13 protein-coding genes are annotated in these 22572 nt (G+C 61.4%); 11 read left to right on the plus strand and 2 right to left on the minus strand.

All coding sequences use genetic code 11. From position 1 onward, the window contains the following. Positions 1-5: 5 nt before the first annotated feature. Both JYG37_RS29420 and JYG37_RS29425 read right to left on the minus strand, forming a co-directional pair. A complete protein-coding gene (locus tag JYG37_RS29420) occupies positions 6-653 on the minus strand; it encodes a response regulator (protein ID WP_006479054.1) in 648 nt (215 codons plus the stop codon). Then, positions 650-2752: a PAS domain S-box protein gene (locus tag JYG37_RS29425; RefSeq protein WP_050011039.1), complete on the minus strand. Its 2103-nt coding sequence runs from the start codon at positions 2750-2752 to the stop codon at positions 650-652. Before JYG37_RS29425 ends, JYG37_RS29420 begins: the two co-directional genes overlap by 4 nt. 321 nt (positions 2753-3073) lie before the next feature. Here JYG37_RS29425 and JYG37_RS29430 point away from each other — a divergent pair, with 321 nt between their 5' ends. The 11 genes from JYG37_RS29430 (at position 3074) to JYG37_RS29480 (ending at position 22406) form a co-directional block, all read left to right on the plus strand. After that, positions 3074-3544 (plus strand): universal stress protein, encoded by a 471-nt coding sequence (locus JYG37_RS29430; RefSeq protein ID WP_050011040.1) that lies wholly within the window; start codon positions 3074-3076, stop codon positions 3542-3544. 310 nt (positions 3545-3854) lie between these two features. Continuing rightward, on the plus strand, positions 3855-4361 hold the full coding sequence (locus JYG37_RS29435; protein ID WP_050011041.1) for a cupin domain-containing protein: 507 nt from the start codon (positions 3855-3857) through the stop codon (positions 4359-4361). A 185-nt stretch (positions 4362-4546) separates the two neighbouring features. Beyond that, entirely contained in the window at positions 4547-5572 is a 1026-nt protein-coding gene (locus tag JYG37_RS29440; protein ID WP_050011042.1) for a DedA family protein/thiosulfate sulfurtransferase GlpE, read from the plus strand. A 541-nt stretch (positions 5573-6113) separates the two neighbouring features. Next, positions 6114-15191: a two-partner secretion domain-containing protein gene (locus tag JYG37_RS29445; protein WP_213346867.1), complete on the plus strand. Its 9078-nt coding sequence runs from the start codon at positions 6114-6116 to the stop codon at positions 15189-15191. A gap of 1 nt (position 15192) precedes the next feature. Further along, positions 15193-15642, plus strand: a complete 450-nt coding sequence (locus JYG37_RS29450) for a hypothetical protein (protein ID WP_143328900.1) — start codon at positions 15193-15195, stop codon at positions 15640-15642. A 183-nt stretch (positions 15643-15825) separates the two neighbouring features. Further along, a complete protein-coding gene (locus tag JYG37_RS29455; RefSeq protein ID WP_050011044.1) occupies positions 15826-17265 on the plus strand; it encodes a UbiA family prenyltransferase in 1440 nt (479 codons plus the stop codon). Between the two features lie 14 nt (positions 17266-17279). Then, positions 17280-18470 (plus strand): hypothetical protein, encoded by a 1191-nt coding sequence (locus tag JYG37_RS29460; protein WP_089489365.1) that lies wholly within the window; start codon positions 17280-17282, stop codon positions 18468-18470. Beyond that, a complete protein-coding gene (locus JYG37_RS29465; protein WP_050011046.1) occupies positions 18467-18805 on the plus strand; it encodes a hypothetical protein in 339 nt (112 codons plus the stop codon). Before JYG37_RS29460 ends, JYG37_RS29465 begins: the two co-directional genes overlap by 4 nt. Before the next feature lie 83 nt (positions 18806-18888). Further along, complete coding sequence (locus tag JYG37_RS29470) at positions 18889-20556, plus strand: ShlB/FhaC/HecB family hemolysin secretion/activation protein (protein ID WP_249746109.1); 1668 nt, start codon at positions 18889-18891, stop codon at positions 20554-20556. 190 nt (positions 20557-20746) lie between these two features. Beyond that, positions 20747-21037, plus strand: coding sequence for a hypothetical protein (locus JYG37_RS29475; protein WP_239468970.1), 291 nt, complete (start codon positions 20747-20749; stop codon positions 21035-21037). After that, the gene (locus tag JYG37_RS29480; RefSeq protein ID WP_050011048.1) at positions 21024-22406 is read left to right on the plus strand and encodes an amino acid permease; all 1383 of its coding nucleotides are present in this window, start codon (positions 21024-21026) and stop codon (positions 22404-22406) included. Before JYG37_RS29475 ends, JYG37_RS29480 begins: the two co-directional genes overlap by 14 nt. Positions 22407-22572 lie beyond the last annotated feature (166 nt).

Genomic DNA, 22572 nt, shown 5'->3' on the forward strand with positions numbered 1-22572 from the left:
GTCCGTTACACGTCGTCCGTTTCGTCGAGCAGCTTGTGCCGCATCGCGTAACGCACGAGCGCCGCTTCGTGCGGCATCTGCATCTTTTCCAGGATCCGGGTCTTGTAGGTGCTGACCGTCTTCGCGCTCACGCACAACGCGTTCGCGATCTCGGTCAGCGTCTGGCCGGCGGCGATCCGCCGGAACACGTCGAATTCGCGGTCGGACAGCCGCTGGTGCGGCAGCGTTTCGGCCGGCTCGTTCAGGCTCTGCGCGAACTGCTCGGCCATCGCGAGGCTCACGTAGACGCCCCCCGACGCCACTTTCGTGACCGCGCCGACCAGCTCCGCGCTCGCGCTTTCCTTCGTCAGATAGCCGGACGCGCCCGCGCGGAACGCACGCACCGCGTATTGCTGCTCCGCGTGCATCGTCAGCACGAGCACGCGCAGCGCGGGCTTCTCGTCCTTGATCTGCTTGATCAGTTCGACGCCGTTGCGGCCCGGCATCGACAGGTCGAGCACGAGTACCTGCGCAGGCGTCGCCCGCACCAGCGCGATCGTCGACGGGCCGTCGAAGGCTTCGCCGGCCACCTCGAATCCGGTGGCGTTCTGGAGGATGTGCCGCAGACCGTCGCGTACGAGCGTATGGTCGTCGGCGATGAGCACCTTGATCATGTGATGAGCGTGTCCTGTTGAACGGTGCCGAGCGGAAACGAGACGGTAATCGAGAAACCGCGCGCGAGCGCGGTATCGATGGTCACGGTGCCGCCCAGCATGTGTGCGCGTTCGCGAATGCCGATCAGGCCGAACGATTTGTCCTCGTGGGCCGGCCCGCCGGGCGCCGCGCCGCGGCCGTTGTCCGCGACGCGCAGCACGCAAAAGCCTTCCTCGATGTCGAGCCGCAACGCCACGCGCGTCGCATCCGCATGGCGCGCGACGTTCGTCAGCGCTTCCTGGACGATCCGGAACAGCGTGGTCGCGCCCGTGCTGGTGAACGTGAGGCCGCCCGTTTCGATGTGGCGCTCGACATCGATCCCGTAGCGGTTCGTGAAATCGTTCGCGAGCCATTCGATCGCGGGCACGAGGCCGAGGTCGTCGAGCATTACCGGCCGCAGGTCGGCCGCGATGCGCCGCACTGACGCGACCGTCGCGTCGATCAGCCGCCGCATGCCTTGCAGATGCGTCTGTAGGCCTGCGTCGGGCTGCGCGCGACCGGGCATGCGCAGTTGCTGTTCGACGACCGACAGATCCATCTTCAGCGCGGTGAGCTGCTGCCCGAGGTCGTCGTGCAGCTCGCGCGCGATGCGGGTCTTTTCCTCTTCGCGCACGTTCTGCAGGTTCGCCGACAGTTCGCGCAATTCCTCGCGCGATTGCTTCAGCGCGTTCTCGGCCCGCAGCCGCTCGGTGATGTCGCGCAGCATCACCGTATACAGCTTGCCCGACGCGTCGCGGATCTGCGAGATCGATGCTTCGATCGGGAATTCCTCGCCGTTGGCGCGCAGCCCGAACAGCACGCGCTGGCGGCCCATCTGCCGCTCGGACACGCCCGTCACGCCGAACTGGTCGACGTGCTTCGCATGTGCGGCGCGGAACCGTTCGGGAATGAAGCGCGACAGCGGCGCGCCGATCGCCTCCATCGCGGACACGCCGAACACCTGCTCGGCCATCGGATTGAAGATCACGACCGTCTGCTTCTCGTCGATCGTGATGATCGCTTCCATCGACGACCGGATGATGCCCATCATCCGCGCTTCGTTGAGGCTGCCGCGACTGCTCGCGCCCGCATCGGCGCGGCCGCGCAGCAGCGCATGGACGAGCGCCGCGAACCCGAACGACGCGATCAGCCCGGCGGCGAGCACGGTGCCGGCCGCACGCTGCGCGCCGGTCGCGCTCGGCCGGCCGTCCGCGGAATAGGCGAGCGTCAGCGCGGTGCCGCCGAAATTCAGCACATCGGTGCGCCGCATCAGGTCGGGCGACGCCGATGCTTCGTCGGTCGTCGTCTCGACGCTGACGATCGCGCGCGAATCGCCGCTGGCGGTCATCCACAGATCGATCCCGCGTTCCGCGTCGAGCGCACGCTCGACCAGGCGCCGCGGGCTCAGCGCCGCGAACAGCATCCCGTCGACGCCGGCTTCCCGCGTGCCGGACGGCGTGGCGGCGGCCAACGGCGAGCTCGTCACGGGCAGGAACAGCGTCAGGGTGCGGGCGTCGCGGGACGCGTCGTCGTCGGCCGGGTGGACGCCGAGCGCGATATCGCCGGTCCGCAGCGCGCGCGTGAGCGGCACCGCGTCGGACGCACCGAAGCGCACGACCGGCGAGTTCGACACGGGCGCGCTGAGCGTCGCTGCCGCGAGCGGATCGGCCGGCAGCGGCTTCGCGCCGGCCAGCGCGCCGCGGGCCGCGCGCGTCAGCGGCGCATAGCCGATCTGCCGGACCGGCGAGCGGCCGCTGTCGAGATCGAGCGTCTCCGCATACCGGCGCCATTGGCCGGGCGTCATGTCCGGGACGAGGCCGAACGCGCCGCGCGCACCTTCGAGCACGGCGACACCGGCCTGCAGTTCATGCCGCAGCATCGCGGTCACGTGCGTGGTCCGGCGTTCGAAACGCGTATGAACGGCGGTTTGCCACTGCTCGCGCACGAGCAGCGCGACGCCGAGCGACAGCACGGCGCCCGCGCACAGCGCAACGACGCCGGCCGCGAGCGGCTGGCGTAACATGATCTCGAGGCGCGTCGGCTCTCGGGCGTCCCGCGTCGGGGTTCCACTGACGGTCATTCGATGGCCATTCTGTTGTTCGGGCTGCCCGGGGCACGCGGGCAGCGCGGCAAAACCGGGGGGAAACTCGCACCGGCTGCGTGCAACGACGATTTTCAGGACGAAATTGTGCGCGTTTTACACATTTTTTGTAATGGGGGCAGTTGAAATTGCGGCAAACGGCGGGCAGCAGCAGGCGCGCCGGCCACGCTTGACGCGCGTCAACGCACGCGTCGGCACGTGGGGCAGACTGTTCGGCAGGCAAGCCGGCGCCGGGCCGGCTCGCGGTAACGGGCCGTGGTTGCGCAACGCGCGACGCACGCCCGGTCGGAGGGACGGACCATGTACAAGCGGATTTTCGTCGGGCTCGATGGCAGCCCGAGCGCGCGTCTCGCGCTGAACGAGGCGATCCGGATCGCGGCCGCGTCCGGCGGCGAAGTGACGTGTGCGTACGTCGTCGAACATCGGCCGCAACTCGTCGACGTCGACGCCGGCTTCGCAGCCGAGCGCGACGGCGACGCCACCGCGACCGATGCCGCGACGCCGGTGCTCGACGACGCGAAAGCCGCGCTCGCGCAGCAGCATGTGCGGGGCACGGTGCGCGCGCTCGACGCGTACGGCGAGGACATCGCGACGGTGCTGATGCGCACGGCGGCCGAAGCCGACGCCGATCTGGTCGTGATGGGCACCAGCGGGCGGCACGGCCTGCGCAGGCTGTTGCTCGGCAGCGTAGCGGAATCGTTGCTGCGCGCGGCCGACCGGCCCGTGCTGCTGGTGCGGCACGCCGAGGGCGGGACGCCGGCGGCCGCATAAGCGACGCGGTGCGGCGGTCGACGCTGCCTGCCCCGCGCATTGGCGGGCCGCAGGGCGCCGCGTGCTTGACCGCACATGGGCGTGATCGGCGTACTGCGCCGTGCCACCGGTACGTTCGACGGTGCGTGATTGCACGTCGGCGGTTGCCTCCCGGCACGCAGTTCTGGCAGCATCGGCCGGTGTCCGCTTGTTCGCCGCGCGCATGGCCGCGGCGATCGACGCAGGGACATCCGGCGGCACGCGATCGCAAGAATGAGGGTCGTGCAACCCCGCCGGATGCCGGTTTTCACCCTTACCGACGTCATCCGCCATGCCGATTTCCGCGACCGACCTGATTCGCCAGTTCGACCTGCAGCCGCATCCCGAAGGCGGCTATTTCCGTGAAACCTACCGCGCGACCGATTCGGTCGTGCGTCCGGCCGACGGCGCGCCACGTGCCGCGTCGACCGCGATCTACTACCTGCTGTGCGACGGCGCGTATTCGTCGTGGCATCGCATCCGCTCCGACGAGGTCTGGCATTTCTACGCAGGCGATCCGATCGAAGTGTGGGTGCTCGACGCGCGCGACGGGCTGACGATCCACCGGCTCGGCAACCCGCTCACGCATCCGGGCACCGTGTTCCAGGCGGTCGTGCCGGCCGGCAGCTGGTTCGGCGCGCGCTGCGCGTCGCCGGAGCACGTCGCGCTCGTTGGCTGCACGGTGGCGCCGGGGTTCGAATTCTCGGAATTCGAGCTGGCGGACGCGGCCGCGCTCGCGGCCGAGTTTCCCGACTACGCGGAACATGTCGCGCAACTCGCGCAGCGCCCGGACGTGTGACCGTCACGGTCGCGTCACGCCGGGCGCAAAGCCCGTGCGGACGGCCCGTGTTCCGCGCGGCCGAGGCCAAACCCGTTTAGAATGCGCAGGATGCACCGGTTGGTCGCGGACATGCCGCGGCGGCCGTTGCGCCGCCGTACCGACGGCCCTGTCGCGCGGCCCGCATGTCTTCCAGGAGCGCCGCCGTGTGGCACTTTCCCATCGCAATTCCATCGTCGCTCGGCCCGTGGGCCGTGTTCGCGAGCGTGTTGATCACGCAGCTCGGCGTGCCGGTGCCGGCCGTGCCGATGCTGATTCTCGGCGGCACGATGGCGGCGATGGGGCAGGCGTCCTGGGTCAGCATGTTCGCGGCGGCGATCGGCGCGACGATGCTGGCCGATTCGCTGTGGTTCTTCATGGGCCGCACGCGTGGCCGGCGCCTGCTGAACGGCCTCGTGCGCTTCTCGCTGTCGCTCGACACGACGCTGCGTTTCGCACGTAACGTATTCGAAAGGTATGGTGCGCCGCTGCTCGTGCTGTCGAAATTCCTGCCGGGCCTCGGCCTCGTATCGGCGCCGCTGCTCGGCACGACCGCGATCGGCATCGGTGTGTTCCTGTTCTGGGATCTGGCCGGCGCGTCGCTGTGGGCGGCGTTCTGGCTGATCGGCGGCGCGGCCATTCACGACCAGATTGTCCAGTTCGTGCTGTGGGTGCGCGCGAGCGGCGGCACGATCCTCGACGCGTTCCTCGCGATCTTCATCACGTTCCTGCTGTACCGCTGGGTGCGCCGCGTGCAGTTCCGCCGCTATCTCGCGCAGGTGCGCATCTCGCCGCCGCAGCTCGTCGAAATGATGACGTCCGACGAGCCGCCGCTGATCTTCGACGCGCGGCCGAAGGCGATTCGCGAACGCGAGCCGTACCGGATTGCCGGCGCGGTGCCGGTCGATCTCGATTCGCCGGACCTGCTCGACCCCGAAGTGTTGAAGCGGCCGATCGTCGTCTATTGCGTGTGCCCGAACGAGGCCACCGCGAAGCGGCTCATCGCGAAGATGCAGCGCAAGAAGATGATCCACAACATCCGCGCGCTGAAGGGCGGGCTCGATGCGTGGGAAAAGCACGGTTATCCGGTCGAGCCGCTGCCGGCCGATCTGGATTCGTCGCGGTATTTCGTGCGGCCCGAGCAGGGCGGGCTGGAAGGCGAATATACGGTGCGGGCGACGTTGTCGAAGTGATGCGGCCAGCGTTGCAGGTTTCGGCGCTCGATAGCGCATATTTTCCATCTTGATTTTTATATATTGTCGACAAGCGAGTTTCGCGGAGCGATCTCCGCTTATCTCGCAATGGTTCGGCTAACAATATCAGGAGCATTCAGCTGCGCTCGGTCGATTGGCACTGTGTCTAAAACCGCGTCGCACCTATCCCAATAAAGTTGCATCCCACCTCAGAATTAACAATCTGAAAACATTATAAAAATATTAATTCTTCAGCATTTTTTAATATCTCCGCCTGCAGGAGCAGGGAAGGCCAATGCTCCTCGTGTCGCGTTAATCATTTCTGACAGTGTGCGGGGATTGCTTCTGCTAGGATCGCGCAGCGGATAAGAGGAGACCCACTGCGAGCGCCGTCTCGCAATCGCGACACGCATGAGAGGCGCTGTCGTTCTGACTATCCGTTGCAAGCGCGTTCAAGACAAGACAGTGAATTACGTTCTGTCCTATTGGCGCTGAATTCAAATCGGATTGCAAGCAGGAACGCAGTGCGCGTCAACGAAGAATGAACAAGAAATGCTATCGGGTTGTGTTCAATCGCGCGCGGGGCGCGATGATGGTCGTTCAGGAAAACGGTAGTTCACCGCATGCAGCCGGGAATTCCAAAGGCGTGAGCGCGCTATCGCGCTTGCGGATCGTTTGGCAGCCGATCGCGATGGCTGCTGCATTGCTGTTTGGGGTGCCGCTATTCAGTTTCGCTCAAATCGCTCCGACTCCGGGCACGAGCACTCATGTCATTCAGACGCAGAGCGGCATCCCGCAGGTGAATATTGCCGCACCGTCAGGCGCTGGCGTGTCGGTGAACACGTACAACCAGTTCGACGTACAAAAGCCGGGCGCGATCCTGAACAACTCGCCGACGATCGTCAACACGCAACAGGCGGGGATGATCAACGGCAACCCGAATTTCGGTGCGGGCCAGTCTGCGCGGATCATCGTCAACCAGGTCAACAGCAATGCGCCGTCGCAACTGCGAGGTTACGTTGAGGTCGCGGGCAATCGCGCCGAAGTGATCCTGTCGAACAGTGCCGGTATTCAGGTTGACGGCGGCGGGTTCATCAATACGTCGAAAGCCGTTCTCACGACCGGCACACCGTATTACGGTGCCGACGGCTCGCTCGGTGGATTCAACGTATCGCGCGGCCTGATTTCTGTAAGCGGTGCTGGCCTGAATGCATCGAATGTCGATCAGGTTGACTTAATTTCGCGTGCAGTGCAGGCCAATGCAGCCATTTACGCAAAGAATCTGAACGTCGTCGCAGGTGCGAACCAAGTCAACCACGACACGCTGGCGGCTACGCCGATCTCTGGCGATGGTGCGGCACCGGCGATCGCAATCGACGTGAGCCAGCTCGGCGGCATGTACGCGAACAGGGTCTTTCTCATATCGAACGAGAACGGCGTCGGTGTCGCGAACGCCGGGACGATCGCGGCACAAGCGGGCGACCTGACGCTGCAATCCAACGGCCAGCTCGTACTCACGGGCAAGACGACTGCGAGCGGAAATCTCACGGCAACCGCAAATAGTATTCAAAACAGCGGCACGACGTATGCGCAACAGAGTGCAAACGTTTCAGCAGCCGGTACGTTGTCGAACAGCGGCACGCTCGCAGCGCAACAGAATACGACGCTCAACGCGAGCACCATCAATTCGACGGGAATGCTGGGCGCAGGTGTCAATAGCGATGGTTCCGTCGGGAAAAGCGGCGATCTGAATCTGTCGAGCACCGGCCAATTGACGGCGACCGGGCAGAACGTTGCGGGCGGGAGCGCGTCGATTTCAGGTGCTGCCGTGAGCCTCGCGGGTAGCCAGACGAGGGCGAACGGTAACGTGTCGCTGAACGCAAGCGCCGGGGACTTGAACCTCTCGAATGCGACAACGAGTGCGCAGGGCGCGCTCAATGCGAACGCAGCGGGTGCGTTGATCAACGATCGCGGCACGCTGTCGAGCCAAGCCAACGCAACGTTGACCGCAGGCAGCATTTCGAATCAAAGCGGCAAGATCTCGGCGCAAGGTCCGCTGAACGTGCAGTCGAACGGCTCAATCGCGAATCAGGGCGGCACGCTGGTTTCTGAAAGTGCGATGCAGGTGCGCGGCGGCGCAATCGCGAACAACCAGGGCACGATCCAGAGCGCGGCCGGAATGAATATTTCGGCAAGCTCGCTGGACAACAGCGCAGGTCGCGTGACGTCGCTGAATTCGGACGGTCTGTCCATTGCCACGACGGGGCAACTGACGAATGCTGCCGGTACGACCGCACTTGGCGCCCAAGGCGGTGTCATTGGTGGCAACGGCGGCGTGGCGATTCAATCGGGCAGCGTCGTGAACCGTGGCGCGGTCAGTGCGCAAACGAATCTGAATGTCGACACGCAATCCCTCGACAACGGCAGCGGGACGTTGTCGGCTGCGCAAAACGCAGTGATCAAAGCGGGTGCGCAGTTGACGAACGGTTCGGGCAGCATCACGGCCGGACAGTTCGCGACCGTGAATGCCGCGACGCTGAGCAACGATGCGGGTTCGGTACAGGCAGCGCAGTTGTCGCTCGGGGCGACGAATTTATCGAACCACGGCGGCACCATTACACAAACCGGGACCGGCGCAATGAATGTTGCCGTCTCGAACACACTTGATAATTCAAGCAACGGCGTTATTCAGACCAACAGCACCGACCTGAACCTGACGCCCGCGACGCTGATCAACGACCACGGGAAAATTACTCACGCCGGAAGCGGTGCGCTGTCGATTTCGACCGGCGCTTTGTCGAACCAAAGCGGCACGATCGCGACCAATGGCGCGTTGAGCCTGAAAGCTGCAGCCGTATCGAATAGCGCAGGTACGCTCGCCGCGCAGCGACAGGCGACGCTCGATGTGCAGTCGCTCGATAACCATGCGGGCGGCTACATCGGTGCGGACAGCATTACGCTGAAGGCTCAAGGCGCTGTCGATAACCGTGCGGGCACGCTCGAAGCGAACAACGGCGTTTCCGTGACGGCCGACAGTCTCGCCAATGATGGCGGCTCGCTTAAAAACGTGGGCACGAGCGCGCTGTCGGTTGGGACGACAAATGCGCTGACGAATACGGCGGGCGGTACGATTGGCGGCAACGGAGCCGTTTCCGTGTCGGCGGGCAGCGTCGACAATTCCAGCGGATCGCTGCTGGCTGGACAAGCGCTTTCGGTACAGTCGAACGGCGCAATCACGAATGCAGCCGGCCTTGTTCAGGCGAACGGGAATCTGTCGCTGCGAGCACAAGGCGCGATCAACAACAGCGCAGGGCAAATCGAAGCGAACGGCACGAATTCGACGCTCGCGCTGTCGGGGAGCAACGTCGACAACAGCGACGGACGTATCGCGAATATCGGCAGCGGTGCAACGACGATCGACGGCGGTGCATCGATCACGAACACGAACGCGTCCGGCAAAGCGGGAGCGGGCACGATCGGCGGTAATGGCGATGTTACGCTGACCACCCAAACGCTCACGAATGCACAAGGCGGTCAGACGCTTTCCGGCCACGATCTGACCTTGAACGTCACAAACAACGTGAATAATGCGAGTGGCGTGCTGTCGGCCGCGAACAACCTCGAGCTGAGCGCGGCAAACGCTGCGTTGTCGAATCAGGCCGGATCGATTCGTGCAAACGGCGCACTGTCGTTGAACACGGCGTCGATCGACAACAAGTCCGGAAAAATCGGCAACGACGCAGGCAGCGGCGGCAGTATTTCAATCCAGACCGGCACGTTTGCCAACCAGAACGGCGTTATCGGCAGCGATCAGGACCTGACGTTGACCGCGAGCGCGTTGAGCGGTGACGGATCGATCGTAGCAGGCCGAAACGGTGCGGTGACGCTCGGTAGCGACTACACGCAGACCATGGCGAACAAGCTGCACGCAAACGGCGACCTCACGTTTTCCACGTCGGGTAAGCTGACGAACCAAGGCGTGCTGGATGCCAACGGCGCGCTGACGGTGAATGCCGCGACCGTGGAGAACCAAGCGGGCGCCGATCTGAATTCCGGCACGACGACAATCAATGCCAACGGCGGCACGATCGATAACGCAGGTCGCATCGAAGGCGATACGGTTACGACCAACAGCACGACGCTGAACAACACCGCGACGATCATCGGCCGTGAAGTGACCGCTAATGCGAGCACGATCACCAATACCGGTGCAGCGGCGGTGATCGCCGCAGCCGAACGGGTGAATTTGTACGCGTCCAACCAGTTGTCGAACACGGGCGGCGCGAATGTCTTCAGCGTTGGCGACATCAATATCGCCGCGAACGGTCAGCGCGACGCGGACGGGTTTCTCGCGAACCGTACGCAAAATGTCTTGAACGATCAGTCCACGATCGAAGCACAAGGCAGTATCGAACTCGCGGCTGGTACGTTCACGAACACGCGTCCGGCTCCGGTGGTGACCACTGAAACCACGAGCACGACGAGTAAACACGAAACCAAGCGTCAGAAGTACATCGTGTGCGCGACGATGAATGCGGACCCGAACGGCGGGTGCTCGCAGGCAATGTGGGTGAACGGCTACAAGACGCCGCTCACCTCCACCTATAGCCCTTCGCAGGTTGTATCGGAAACGTCCGGACCGAACGCGACCGACAAGGTATTGGTCGTGAACGTGAACGGCAAGCAGCAGACGATTTACTACAACACGCTGACGACCCACGCGGACGGTACGGTGACGGTCAACTACTGGGATGCGTACGATCCGCACGTCAACTACGTTCCGGATACGGAATACACGACGCGTAGCGATGGCCACAATGGCTATCAGCGTGTCGAAATCTGGCGCGACACGACGACCACGGTTCAGCAGGACAAGATTGCAAGCCAGGCGCAGCAAGCGCAACTCGTGGCAGGCAACAACATCGTGATGAAGAACGTCGGCACGATCAACAACGAATACAGTTCGATTGCGGCGGGCGGGTCGATCAAGATCGGCGATTCGGATGTGTCCGGCAGTGCAGGTTCAGGCAGCTACGGTGGCACGGTCGTGAACAACGTCGGGCGGACGCTGTATCAGTATCAGACCGACAACATCGTATCGATGTACGCGTGGAACGAGGATACGACGCAGGATCGCGGCACGATCGTTCAGCCTTCGAAGGTGTATACACCGGTTGCCATCGGCGGCACGGGCGGCACGATCATCGCCAACCAGTCGGTGATCATCGACGCAAAGGATGTCAACAACCAGAACGTTGCCGCGCAGAATTCTTCGACTGGCGCAACCGGCGGCACGCTTGGAAATAATTCGACCAATGAGGGCGTATCCGGTGGCAAGTTGACGCCGGTTGGAGCCGCAGGCGGCTCATCGACACCGGTTGGCGCACAACAATCGGTCGCGAATGCGTCGGGCGCACTGCCGATCACGTTGCCGACGAGCGGTCTTTATTCGATTCACGACGCACCTGGTCAGCCGTATCTGATCGTGACCGATCCACGCCTGACGAGCTATACGAACTTCATTTCGAGCGACTACATGCTCGGCCAGTTGAACCTGAATCCGGCGAGTATCGAGAAGCGCTTGGGTGACGGGATGTACGAGCAGCAGATGGTGCGCAATCAGATCACGCAACTGACGGGGCGCACGTTCTTGCCGGGTTACGCGAGTGCCGAGGATGAATATCGTGCGCTGATGACGAACGGGGCGAACTACGCAAAAGAGTTCGGCCTGGTGCCGGGGATGGCGCTGACGGCCGCGCAGATGGATGCGCTGACGAGCGATATCGTATGGCTGGTCGATCAGACGGTAACGTTGCCGAACGGCAGCACGACGCACGTGCTGGCGCCTGTCGTCTACATGGCGCAGACACACGCGAACGACCTGCAACCGACTGGCGCGTTGATCGCGGCGGACGATGTGGAAATTCATGCGACGGGTAGCGCAACGAATTCCGGCGTGATCAAGGGCGGAACGAAAACGGTCCTGACGGCGACGGATATTTTGAATCGTGGCGGTGCGATTTCGAGCAGCGGCACGAACGGCACGACGGTCGTTTCGGCGAGCAATGATGTCGTGAATGCGTCGGGGATGATTACCGGCAATCGGGTCGCAGTGTCGGCCGGTCGCGATATTGTCAATACAACGTTGGTCGACACAGTTGGCGCAACCGGCACGTCGGGCGCAAGCAAGGTCAGTACGAGTCTGATTGGCCAGCAAGGCACGATTGCGGCAACGGGTGATCTGTCCGTTCACGCCGCGCGCGATTTGAGCATTCACGGCGCGAATTTGTCGGCGGGCGGCGATGCACTGGTGACGGCGGGTCGGGATATCAACGTCGATACGGTTCAGTCCACGACGAACCAATCGATGTATCTGAATGATCAGCATCATTGGGAAGATTCCACGACGAAGAACGTAACGAGCGGCATCACCGCAGGCGGCAGCTTGGGGATGCAAAGCGGCAACGACATGACGCTGAAGGGCGCGACTGTATCCGCCGGAAAAGACTTGTCTGCGCTTGCAGGCGGGAATTTGACGGCAACGACGGTCACGGATACCGCGAAGCTCGACAATGTGGCGGCGGACAGCAAGACGCGTAAGGAAGTTGATCACAACTACGACGAGCACGCTGTTGGCACGCAATTCACGGCAGGCGGCAATGCGGCGCTCGGCGCGGCTAGCACCGATGGGTCGAAAGGCAACGTCACGCTGACAGGTTCGTCGCTGACGGCAGGTATGACGAACGGCGTCGAGAACGGCATTGGTGCGGCGAACATCGTTGCAACGGGCAACGTCACGGTGAACGAGGCCCGCGAGGAACACGACAAGTACCAGTCGGTGCAGGTCCAACGCGGCAGCTTCGTCAGCAGCACGAAAACCGATTCGATGCAGAATACGCAGGCGAATGTCGGTGTCGGCAGCACCGTGTCGGGTAATACGGTCAACATTCAGTCAGGCCGTGACCTGACCGTTCAAGGTAGCACGGTCGTCGGGACGAACGATGTCAATCTCTCGGCGGCGAACAACGTCAACATCACCACGTCCAAGGATACGGTCACGCAGGACAGCTACTATCACGAAACGCATTCGGGTATCGGCACCAGCGGCTTGAGCGTGAGTATTGGCACGCAGAAAAAGACTGACACGGATCATGCTTCGTCCGTCACGAACAACGCGAGCACGATTGGATCGCTCGATGGCACTCTGAATATCAAGGCTGGCGATACGTTGCACGTGACAGGTAGCGACTTGATCGCCGGGAAGAATTTGACCGGCGTAGCGTCGAATGTCGCGATCGATTCGGCAACGGACACCAGTAAAAAGACTCATAGCGAGACGACCAGTAGCAGTGGCGTCACGCTTGGCTTGTCGGGCAGCATCGGCGACGCGATCAACGGTGCGTATCAACAGGCGCAGGCGGCAAAGAGTGGTGCTGGCGACAGTCGTGCGACGGCCCTGCACGCGATTGCAGCGGCAGGTAATGCAGCGATGGGTGTAGCTGGTTTGACAGGCGGTGCGCTTGCGGGCGGCGGCACGCCGAGCATCGGTGTTCAAGTCAGTGTCGGATCGAGTCATAGCAGACTCGATACGTCGGAAAATCAGACGACGCAACGCGGATCGAGCGTCAGCGCTGGCGGTACTACATCGCTGATTGCGACGGGCAACGGTACGCCGGGCAGCGGCAATATCACGGTGACCGGTTCGAATGTCTCGGGCAACGATGTGTTGCTGGTCGCGAAGAATCAGATTGACTTGAAGAACACGACGAACACCGATTCGACGCGTAGTTCGAATTCGTCGTCAAGCGCCAGCGTCGGCGTGTCGATTGGCACGAACGGTATCGGAGTATCGGCCGCAATGTCGCGCGCACACGGCGACGGCAACAGTGATGCCGCGATGCAGAACAATTCGCACGTGACCGGTGCGAATAGCGTGACGCTTGTTAGCGGTGGCGATACGAATGTGATCGGCTCGACCGTGTCGGGCCGCACCGTCACTGCGGACGTGGGCGGCAATCTGAACATGCGCAGTGTGCAGGACACGACCGTCAGCAGCGCGCATCAAAGTAGTGCGGGAGGCGGCATCAGCGTCAGCACGATGGGGGGGAGTGCCAGCTTCAGTTCGTCGCACGGAAACGCGAACGGCAATTACGCGGCCGTGAACGAACAGGCCGGGATTCAGGCAGGCGAGGGCGGGTTCAATGTAAACGTCAAGGGCAATACGGACCTGACGGGCGCGGCAATCGCCAGCACGGCCGATCCGTCGAAAAACACGCTGACGACAGGTACACTGACCTATCGCGATATCGAAAACCATTCGACCTACAACGCGGATAGCAGCGGTTTTAGCGCGGGCGCAGGCGTTGGTGTCACCGGGAAGTCGATCGGACCGGGGTCGGTCAGCGGTGCGGGCGGCGTGACGCCGATGATTTCGCAGTCGGATAGCGGTAGTGAGAGCGCGACCACACGAAGCGGCGTGAGCGTGGGCACGATCCACATCACGAACCCGGCGGGTCAGACGCAAGACGTGGCAAACCTGAGCCGCGACACGTCGAACCTGAACGGAACGGTATCGAAAACACCGGACGTGCAGAATCTGCTGGATAAGCAAGCCGATACGATGAACGCTGCGCAAGCTGCAGGACAGGTCGTCGCGCAAGGCATCGGCGCTTACGCGGATATGAAGCAGAAGGAAGCCCAACACGCTGCCGATGCGGCCAAGCTGGCAGGCGATACGACGGCGCAAGCCGCCTATCAAGCTGAAGCGGATTCTTGGGACGAAGGCGGAACTAATCGACTTTATCTGCACATAGCAGGCGGTGCGCTGATCGGTGGCTTGGGTGGCGGCGGAGTCGGGAGCGCGGCGCAGGGGGCGGCTGGGGCGGGACTGGCAGCGTTGCTAGCCGATCAGACGAAGCAGGCCGCAAATGCGGTGGCTGGTGCGACGGATTCGACCCTTGCCGGAAAGGTGTCAGGGAACTTGCTCATTGGTGCGTTGGGTGGGCTGGTCGGAGGAACAGCGGGCGCGGCTACTGCTTCGAATGTGAACCTGTACAACCAGTGGAACCACACGGATACGGACACGCTTGAAGAGGCCAGTGGGCAAGGCACGCCCCGGAAGAAAACGACAGCGCTTGATCTGATATTTCAGGGTATAGCGAACGGGCTGAACGCGATTAGTGGGTTTGGTGGCGGTAAGCCGCCTACGGCGAGTCCGGGATTGGTATTCGTTGGCGAAGGGGCGGGCGGGCCGACGGTCCAGTCGAGAGGGGCCGGCTATGGGCCCGGGAACGTGATGTTGAACAGCGGAAACGCCGAAAATGCTAACAGTAATTCTAATACGAATGGGAAATCACGAAACAAGCCACCTGCCCCTTTGCAGGAAGCCGAGGGATTACCCCATACAATCATAGAGCGGCCTGGACCTGACGGACAGTACACCACGTATAACGGCGACGGAACCTCGATGCAGTATCGTGGCTCCGGGCAAGATCACGGGGGAATACCGCGTCCGAATGTTAAAGAGACGACCATTAACGTGGCTCCGGACGGCACGGTCTTTGTGGGGAAAGGTGTAGTTCGACCGGCTAGACCCAATGAAATTCCAAAGGGGAAGTGAAATGAATGTGGAAGATTGGAAATACGACGCTTTTGTCAAAGCAAACGGAGGAAAATTCTCTGTTTTGGACTTCGTACATGCAGTTTTCGCGAAGGTTTCATTGCCTCAAGATTTTACGCTCTGTATGGGTCGATTTTTTGCGCCACGGATGATTATGCTTGATGGCATTATCGTAGCCTCGGACTGGTTTGATGGCGAGCGATACAAAGAGTATCGAAATAGTGGGATGAGTCCTCGGCAGGCGCAGCCGTGGATAAATATGGTGGAGATTACGGATATTTTTCGAGGAATTTCGTTCGATAATGCAAAGGACCTAGCGGCACTCATAGCGGGATTGTGGGATAGTCGAATCATTCAGAATTTTCCAGATGAGGAAGCCAGGGCTACGGTCATCCTGGAAAATGACGCGGGTGAGGTATTTGTTACTATTGGAGAATACGTTAAGGCGTAGCAGCTAATGTATTTGTGGCATTTTATGTATCGCCAATGGATTGAAAGTGCTTATTGGATTTGGCCGTGGCACGCCTACTTTTTTTGGATTGTGAGGTTCCGGGGTATTTGAGGGGGGCGGGAATTTTTGGCGAAATGACGAATATGTGCAGTATGGCACCCCGTTTAAGTTGAATCACAAGAAATGCGAGAGACCAGGAAATTTCCACTTGTGGTCGATCTTGACGGCACGTTGACAACTTCGGATACCTTGATGGAATCCGTGATACGTGTCGTCAAGCGAAAGCCTGCAAACCTACTGCGCCTGCCTTTTTGGCTCGCGGGCGGCCGCGCCGCCTTCAAGGCCGAGGTCGCAGAGCATGCGGATTTTCGAGCGGAAACAATTCCATATCGGAAGTCGCTCATCGACTACCTCACCCGCGAACGCGAGAGCGGTCGAAAAATCGTGCTTGCAACTGCCGCACATTGTTCGATCGCCGAGCGTGTGAGCACGCATCTCGGCTTGTTCGATCGTGTCATCGCTACCAGTGGCGACACGAATCTCGAGGGGGAGGCGAAACTGGCCTGTATTCGCGAGCAGATCGGCGACGACTTCGTGTATGCGGGTGACAGCAAAGTTGATTTGCCGATTTGGGCCGGCGCGAGAGGTGCCATACTTGCTGGCGTTTCGTGTGATGTCGCCGCCGATGTTCGCAGCCACGTTCCCATCGAACACGAGTTCACGAATGTACGTGCAACGTTCTCCACATGGTGCAAGGCCCTGCGTGTTCACCAGTGGCTAAAGAACCTGCTGCTGTTCGTCCCATTGCTGACGGCCTTTGCATTCCTTGATGTCGACAAAGTCGGCGTGCTCGCACTGGCGTTCTTGTCAATGTCGCTTGGCGCGTCGGCAACCTACATCGGCAACGATCTTTGGGATCTGGACAGTGACCGCAGACATCCAAGAAAGCGCAATCGTCCGTTTGCGAGCGCGGTGTTGTCGATCAGTCAGGGCATCGCGTGCGCAGCGGTACTGCTGACATTGGCGTTTGCATTGGCGTTGGCTGTGTCAGCCGAATTTACAGGCATGTTCGTGCTCTATCTGTTCCTGACGACCGCGTACAGTTGGCGCTTGAAGTCGATCGTGCTACTCGATGTGGTCGTTCTGTCATTGCTGTACACGTACCGAATCGTCGCCGGAGCAGTTGCAGCGGAAATTATGGTGAGTCGATGGCTCCTTGCATTCTCCGTGTTTGCTTTTCTCAGCCTCGCGCTCGTGAAACGTTGCTCCGAGTTGGTGTTCTTGCGCCAGAGTGAAAAAAGCGCAACGGCTGGTCGGGATTATCGAGTAGGTGACCTCGAAGTCCTTTGGCCGTTTGGCATCGGTGCTTCCCTTGCTGCGGTGGTCGTATTTGGTCTGTTCATCAATGCCCCGGAAACGGTAGCTCGTTACACGGTTCCGCACCTTCTCTGGTTCGTGCAGATCGGGTTGATCTACCTGTTCGGTCGTCTATGGATCGCAACAGTGCGTGGCACGATGCACGACGATCCGATAGTCCATATTCTCGAGAATCGCGGTAGCTTCAGCATGCTTTGCATCATGGTGGTGATCGTCCTGGCCGCTCACTTCTTGCCAGCTCCGTGAGCGGCACAGTTCCTATGACCGAAAAAAACCGAAACCGCGTGCTGGCGTTCTGCCGCTTCGCCATCGTCTATGTGCTGCTGTTCGTATGCGCGGGAAACATCACCAACAGCATGTTGCTGAAGTGGGGCTTTCGTGACGACCAGAAAGGGGATTTTGCAACCAGCTACAGTCTCGTCGGCATGATGAACGGCGAGGCACCGAAGCCGTATGTCTATCGCTCGTCGTTCCCGCGAGCCGCAAAATGGATAGCCGAGCGGCTTGGGCAGGAGAAGCAGGAAAAGCTTTTCAAATCGATCAAACGACATGATTCGCTGCACAACGCCTATTTCACAAGTGTGCCGGACGAATATTGGACACCGATCGTGGCGCTCGTCTATCACCTGACGTACATCGCGATCGTGTTGTCGACGCTGTTCGCGCTGTTGCTGGTCTACAAGCTCGCCAGACTACACGGCCTGAACTTCGGGCGATCCGTTGGCTTTCTGGCGGCGTTCGGCTTCGTCTATCCGCTCACGTTTCAGCAGGGCGGTTACTACTATGACTTTTTCGAACTGCTCGGCGTACTCGGTGCCTGCTATTTCCTGTTGAAGAAGCGGATGCTGGCATGCACGTTGATGGTTTCCATCTTCTCCCTGAACAAGGAAACGTTCTTCCTTGTCCCGCTCGCGCTATTTTTCCTGCACGAGCGCGACGTTCCGGTATTGAAACGAGTCGGTTGGCTGGTGCTGCAGCTTGTGATCTGCGTGAGCACGCGCCATTTCATCATGAGCGGCTACGACGCGAATGCAGGTGGTTTCGTCGAATTTCACGTGTGGGATAACCTGAAATTCTGGCTTAATCCCTTGTCTTACCTGTCGTTCTACAACCTGATCGGCAAAGGCATCTTTACGCCAAGTCTCGAAAATCCGCTGATGCTTGTCCCGCTTGCGGTGTTCTTCGGCTCGGCGTGGCGCGCGACGCCACATCGATACCGTATCTATTTTTTTGCGGCATTCCTGCCGGTGCTGGTGTTGTTCTTCTTCTTCGGCTACCGCGATGAGGCGCGAAACTTTTCGGTCGTCTTTCCCGCCATCGTGCTGATCGCGCTCCATGGCGCGAATCGTTTCAATATGATTTTTGATGGGAACACGGGCGCATCCGATGACACCCGCACAAACGCCAGTCACCGACCAGATGTGGAAGTAGTGACGGAGGCCGCGCGGTGAACGGGCTGATCGTCGTCGCAAGTGGCTTTTTCGGTGGTCTCGCGAGCATATTGCTCCGCGTTGCGGCGCTCAAGGGAATCGCACTGGGTGAATCGAGCGTGTTGCCATGGATCGCCCGTGGGGCGGCCATAGGTGCCTACGGTGTCGGGTTCCTCCTTTACGCAATCGCGCTGCGCAAAACAACGCTAGGCGTCGCGTATCCGGCGATGGTGGCGATTTCCATGCTCGTGGTGTTGTCGTTCACCGCGTTACACGAATACCTGTTGCGGCCGATGCAGGTCGTCGGCGCTGTCGTCATCCTGATTGGGGTCTGGATGATCACGCGGTACGCGTAATCGAGAGAATCAAATACATGAAGAAGAAAATCCGAGGGGGTAGCCTTGTTGCGGGGTCGTTGCTTATCGCATCGACCTGTGCGATGGCACAGTCGGTACAGCCGCTTGGTAACGAACAACAGGCACGTCAGCAGGAGGAAGCGCGGGAGCGGGAGCGAATCGTTTCCGCGCCGGGGGGTCGTTCGAGTGTCGCGGCGAGCGCAGGCTACCCACAGCTTCCGACCGAAACACCGTGCTTCCGCATTGATCGTTTTACGGTCGACGTTCCCGATTCGCTGCCGGAGGGCGTGAAGGCGCGAGGCGCGTCCGTACTGCCCATGGATCGCTTCGCGTTCGCGCGTGAATGGCTTGAACACTATACGGGGCAGTGCGTTGGCAAGCAAGGGCTTGATGTGCTCATCAAGGCGCTGTCGCAACACATTCTTTCGCGCGGCTACATCACGACGCGCGTGCTGCTCCCCGAACAGGATTTGTCGTCCGGTACGTTGAAAGTCTCGCTGATTCCCGGCGTGATCCGACACGTGCGCTTCGCCGATGAAAAACTGCGTGGCACATGGAAAACCGCATTCCCGACGCGCGACGGCGAACTGTTGAACCTGCGCGACCTCGAGCAAGGTCTGGAGCAGATGAAGCGCGTACAGAGTCAAGACGTCTCGATGCAGATCGTTCCGGGCGACGTACCGGGCGAAAGCGATGTCGTGCTCGACGTGAAACGCGGCAAACCGTGGACTGTGGTGGCGTCGATCGACAACTCGGGCACGCGCGCGACCGGCAAGCTGCAAGGCAACCTGTCGATCGGCATCGATAACCCGCTCGGGCTAAACGACATCTTCAACGTCGGCGTGAGCCAAGACCTCGAACTTGGCGACAACCGCCTTGGTTCGCACGGCTGGAACGGCTTCTACTCGATCCCGTGGGGTGACTGGACCGCGACGTTATCGGCCTACACGAACACGTACTACCAGCAAATCGCTGGCGTGAATCAAACATTCGTTGCAAGCGGCAATTCGAAGACGATCGATTTCAAGCTTGCCCGAGTGCTTGCCCGTAGCCAGAACGACGTATTCGGCGGCTATGTCCGCTTGTCCCGTCGCTTCGGCCAGAGCTTCGTCGAAGATACGGAAATCCCACAGCAGCGTCGCAACAACACGTTCGTTGAATTCGGCCTGACTGACCGCCATTACTTCGACGGGGCGCAGTTCGACGGCACGCTGGCGTACCGACAGGGCGTCGCGGGCCTGGGTGCGCAGGACGACATTCTCGCTGCCGGTGGCGGTCCTACTTACCGCTTCAAGATGGCGGTACTCGATGCGAACCTGTCGGTGCCGTTCGCGATCGCGAAGCAGCCGTTCCGATACGTGACGAGCATCCACGGCCAATATACCGGGAACTCGCTGTACTACATCGATGACTTGACGATCGGCAGTCGCTATACAGTTCGCGGTTTCGACGGCGAAACGATGCTGGCAGCGGCACGCGGTTTCTACTGGCGCAACGAGCTGCAGATGCCGATCGGACAGACCGGACAGGCGATTTATGCAGGATTGGATTACGGCCGCGTTTGGGGGCCGCAGCCGGTTGCGTTGGTCGGTACGCAGTTGGCCGGTGCCGTAATTGGCGTCAAGGGCAGCGTCGCGACGCGTTTCGGTGGCTACGGTTACGACCTGTTCGCCGGTACGCCGGTCTACAAGCCGTCCGGTTTTCCCACTGCGCGTGTGACGGTCGGATTTCAGATGACGGCCCAATTTTGAGCGGGATCGTGACGCCCGTTGCGATCTAGCGTTGTATTCCGCGCCCTCCAATCCAACCACCACTTTCACCCACCGCGATTTTCCCCAAAATCGCCTGGCGTGAAACCGCCGATCCTCCCTATAATCCCGCCTGCATATTGCGTGCGCTTGATTGTGCACATTCGACGCGCGGTCATTCGCGCCGAAAGCGATGGATCCCGTTATCGCTCGTCAGGCGCACAGCCGCGTCGCGCGGGCCGTTCGGGTGTATTCCGTGAAAGGCCCGATCCGTTTTTCCGGCTTGTTCCGTGAAATACGGATAATCCGCGCCAATTCCAACCGAATTGACGCGGCATCCGTGTCGTTTCCCATTCGGAAATCGACAGCGGGGATTATTTCGTTTTCGGCTGCCAAAAATCGGCATGAACGGTCGCGCATGGTCATCGACACAATGACGGCGGCCCGCTCGCGGCTGCCAGGAGACGAATTTGAAACAACCTGAAGACCAGTTGCACCGCGGGCTGGAAGAACGCCACATCAACCTGATGGCGCTCGGCGCGACGATCGGCGTCGGCCTGTTCCTCGGCTCGGCCACCGCGATCCGCACGGCCGGCCCGGCCATCCTGCTGACCTACCTGCTCGGCGGCCTCGCGATCTTCCTGATCATGCGCGCGCTCGGCGAGATGGCGATCACCAATCCGGTCGCCGGCGCGTTCAGCCGCTATGCGCGCGACTACCTCGGCCCGCTCGCCGGTTATCTGACCGGCTGGACCTACTGGTTCGTGTGGATCGTCACCTGCATGGCGGAAATCACCGCGGTCGGCGTCTACATGCACATGTGGTTTCCCGGCGTGCCGAACTGGATCTGGGCGCTCGCGGCGTTGCTGGCGATGGGCTCGGTGAACTTCATCGCGGTCAAACTGTATGGCGAATTCGAATTCTGGTTCGCGCTGATCAAGATCGTCACGATCGTGCTGATGATCGTCGGCGGCGGGTTGATGATCGCGTTCGGCATCGGCAACGGCGGCATCGCGACCGGCATCTCGAACCTGTGGTCGCACGGCGGCTTCATGCCGAACGGAATCAACGGCGTGATCGCCGCGCTGCCGATCGTGATGTTCGCGTATCTCGGCGTCGAGATGCTCGGCCTCACGGCTGGCGAGGCGCGCAATCCGGAGAAGTCGCTGACGAAGGCCGTGAATTCGGTGTTCTGGCGCGTGCTGATTTTCTACATCGGCGCGCTGTTCGTGATCATGTCGCTCTATCCGTGGGACCAGATCGGCACGCAGGGCAGCCCGTTCGTGATGACGTTCTCCCGGCTCGGCATTCCGGCCGCCGCCGGCATCATCAACTTCGTCGTGCTGACCGCGGCGCTGTCGTCGTGCAACAGCGGCCTGTTCAGCACCGCGCGGATGCTCTACAACCTCGCGCAGCAGGGCCAGGCGCCGGCCGCGCTCGGTCGCGTGAACCGCAGCGGCGTGCCCGTGTATGGCGTGGCCGTGTCGGTCGCGCTACTGCTGATCGGCGTGTTACTCAACTATCTCGCGCCGCAGCACGTGTTTACGTGGCTCACGTCGGTGTCGACGTTCGGCGCGATCTGGACGTGGTGCGTCATCCTGATCGCGCAGATGCGTTTTCGTCGCACGCTGTCGGCCGACCAGATCGCGCGCCTGCCGATCCGCGTGCCGCTCTTTCCGCTCGGTTCGTTCGTCGCGCTCGGCTTTCTCGTGCTGGTCGTCGTGCTGATGGCGTTCACGCCCGATACGCGCGTCGCGCTCGTGATCGGGCCGGTGTGGATCGTGGTGCTCGGCATCGCGTACACGCTGTTCTACGCGAACCGTCCGGCTGCGTCGATGCCGACGAAGTCGTAAGCCGCGCGGGCAGGGTGCCGCGCGACCGTTCGCGATCGTTGATCGCGATCATGCACGCGCGGGCCGGACGGCCTATGCTGAACGAACGCATTGCTTGTCCGCGCTTCGCGTGGCATCCCGCCGATCCCTGACCGTAGCGGCTGTCCGGCCGCCGCGCGAAACGCCC

Origin of the sequence: Burkholderia sp. LAS2 (assembly GCF_018417615.1) — a bacterium.
Classification (GTDB): domain Bacteria; phylum Pseudomonadota; class Gammaproteobacteria; order Burkholderiales; family Burkholderiaceae; genus Burkholderia; species Burkholderia sola.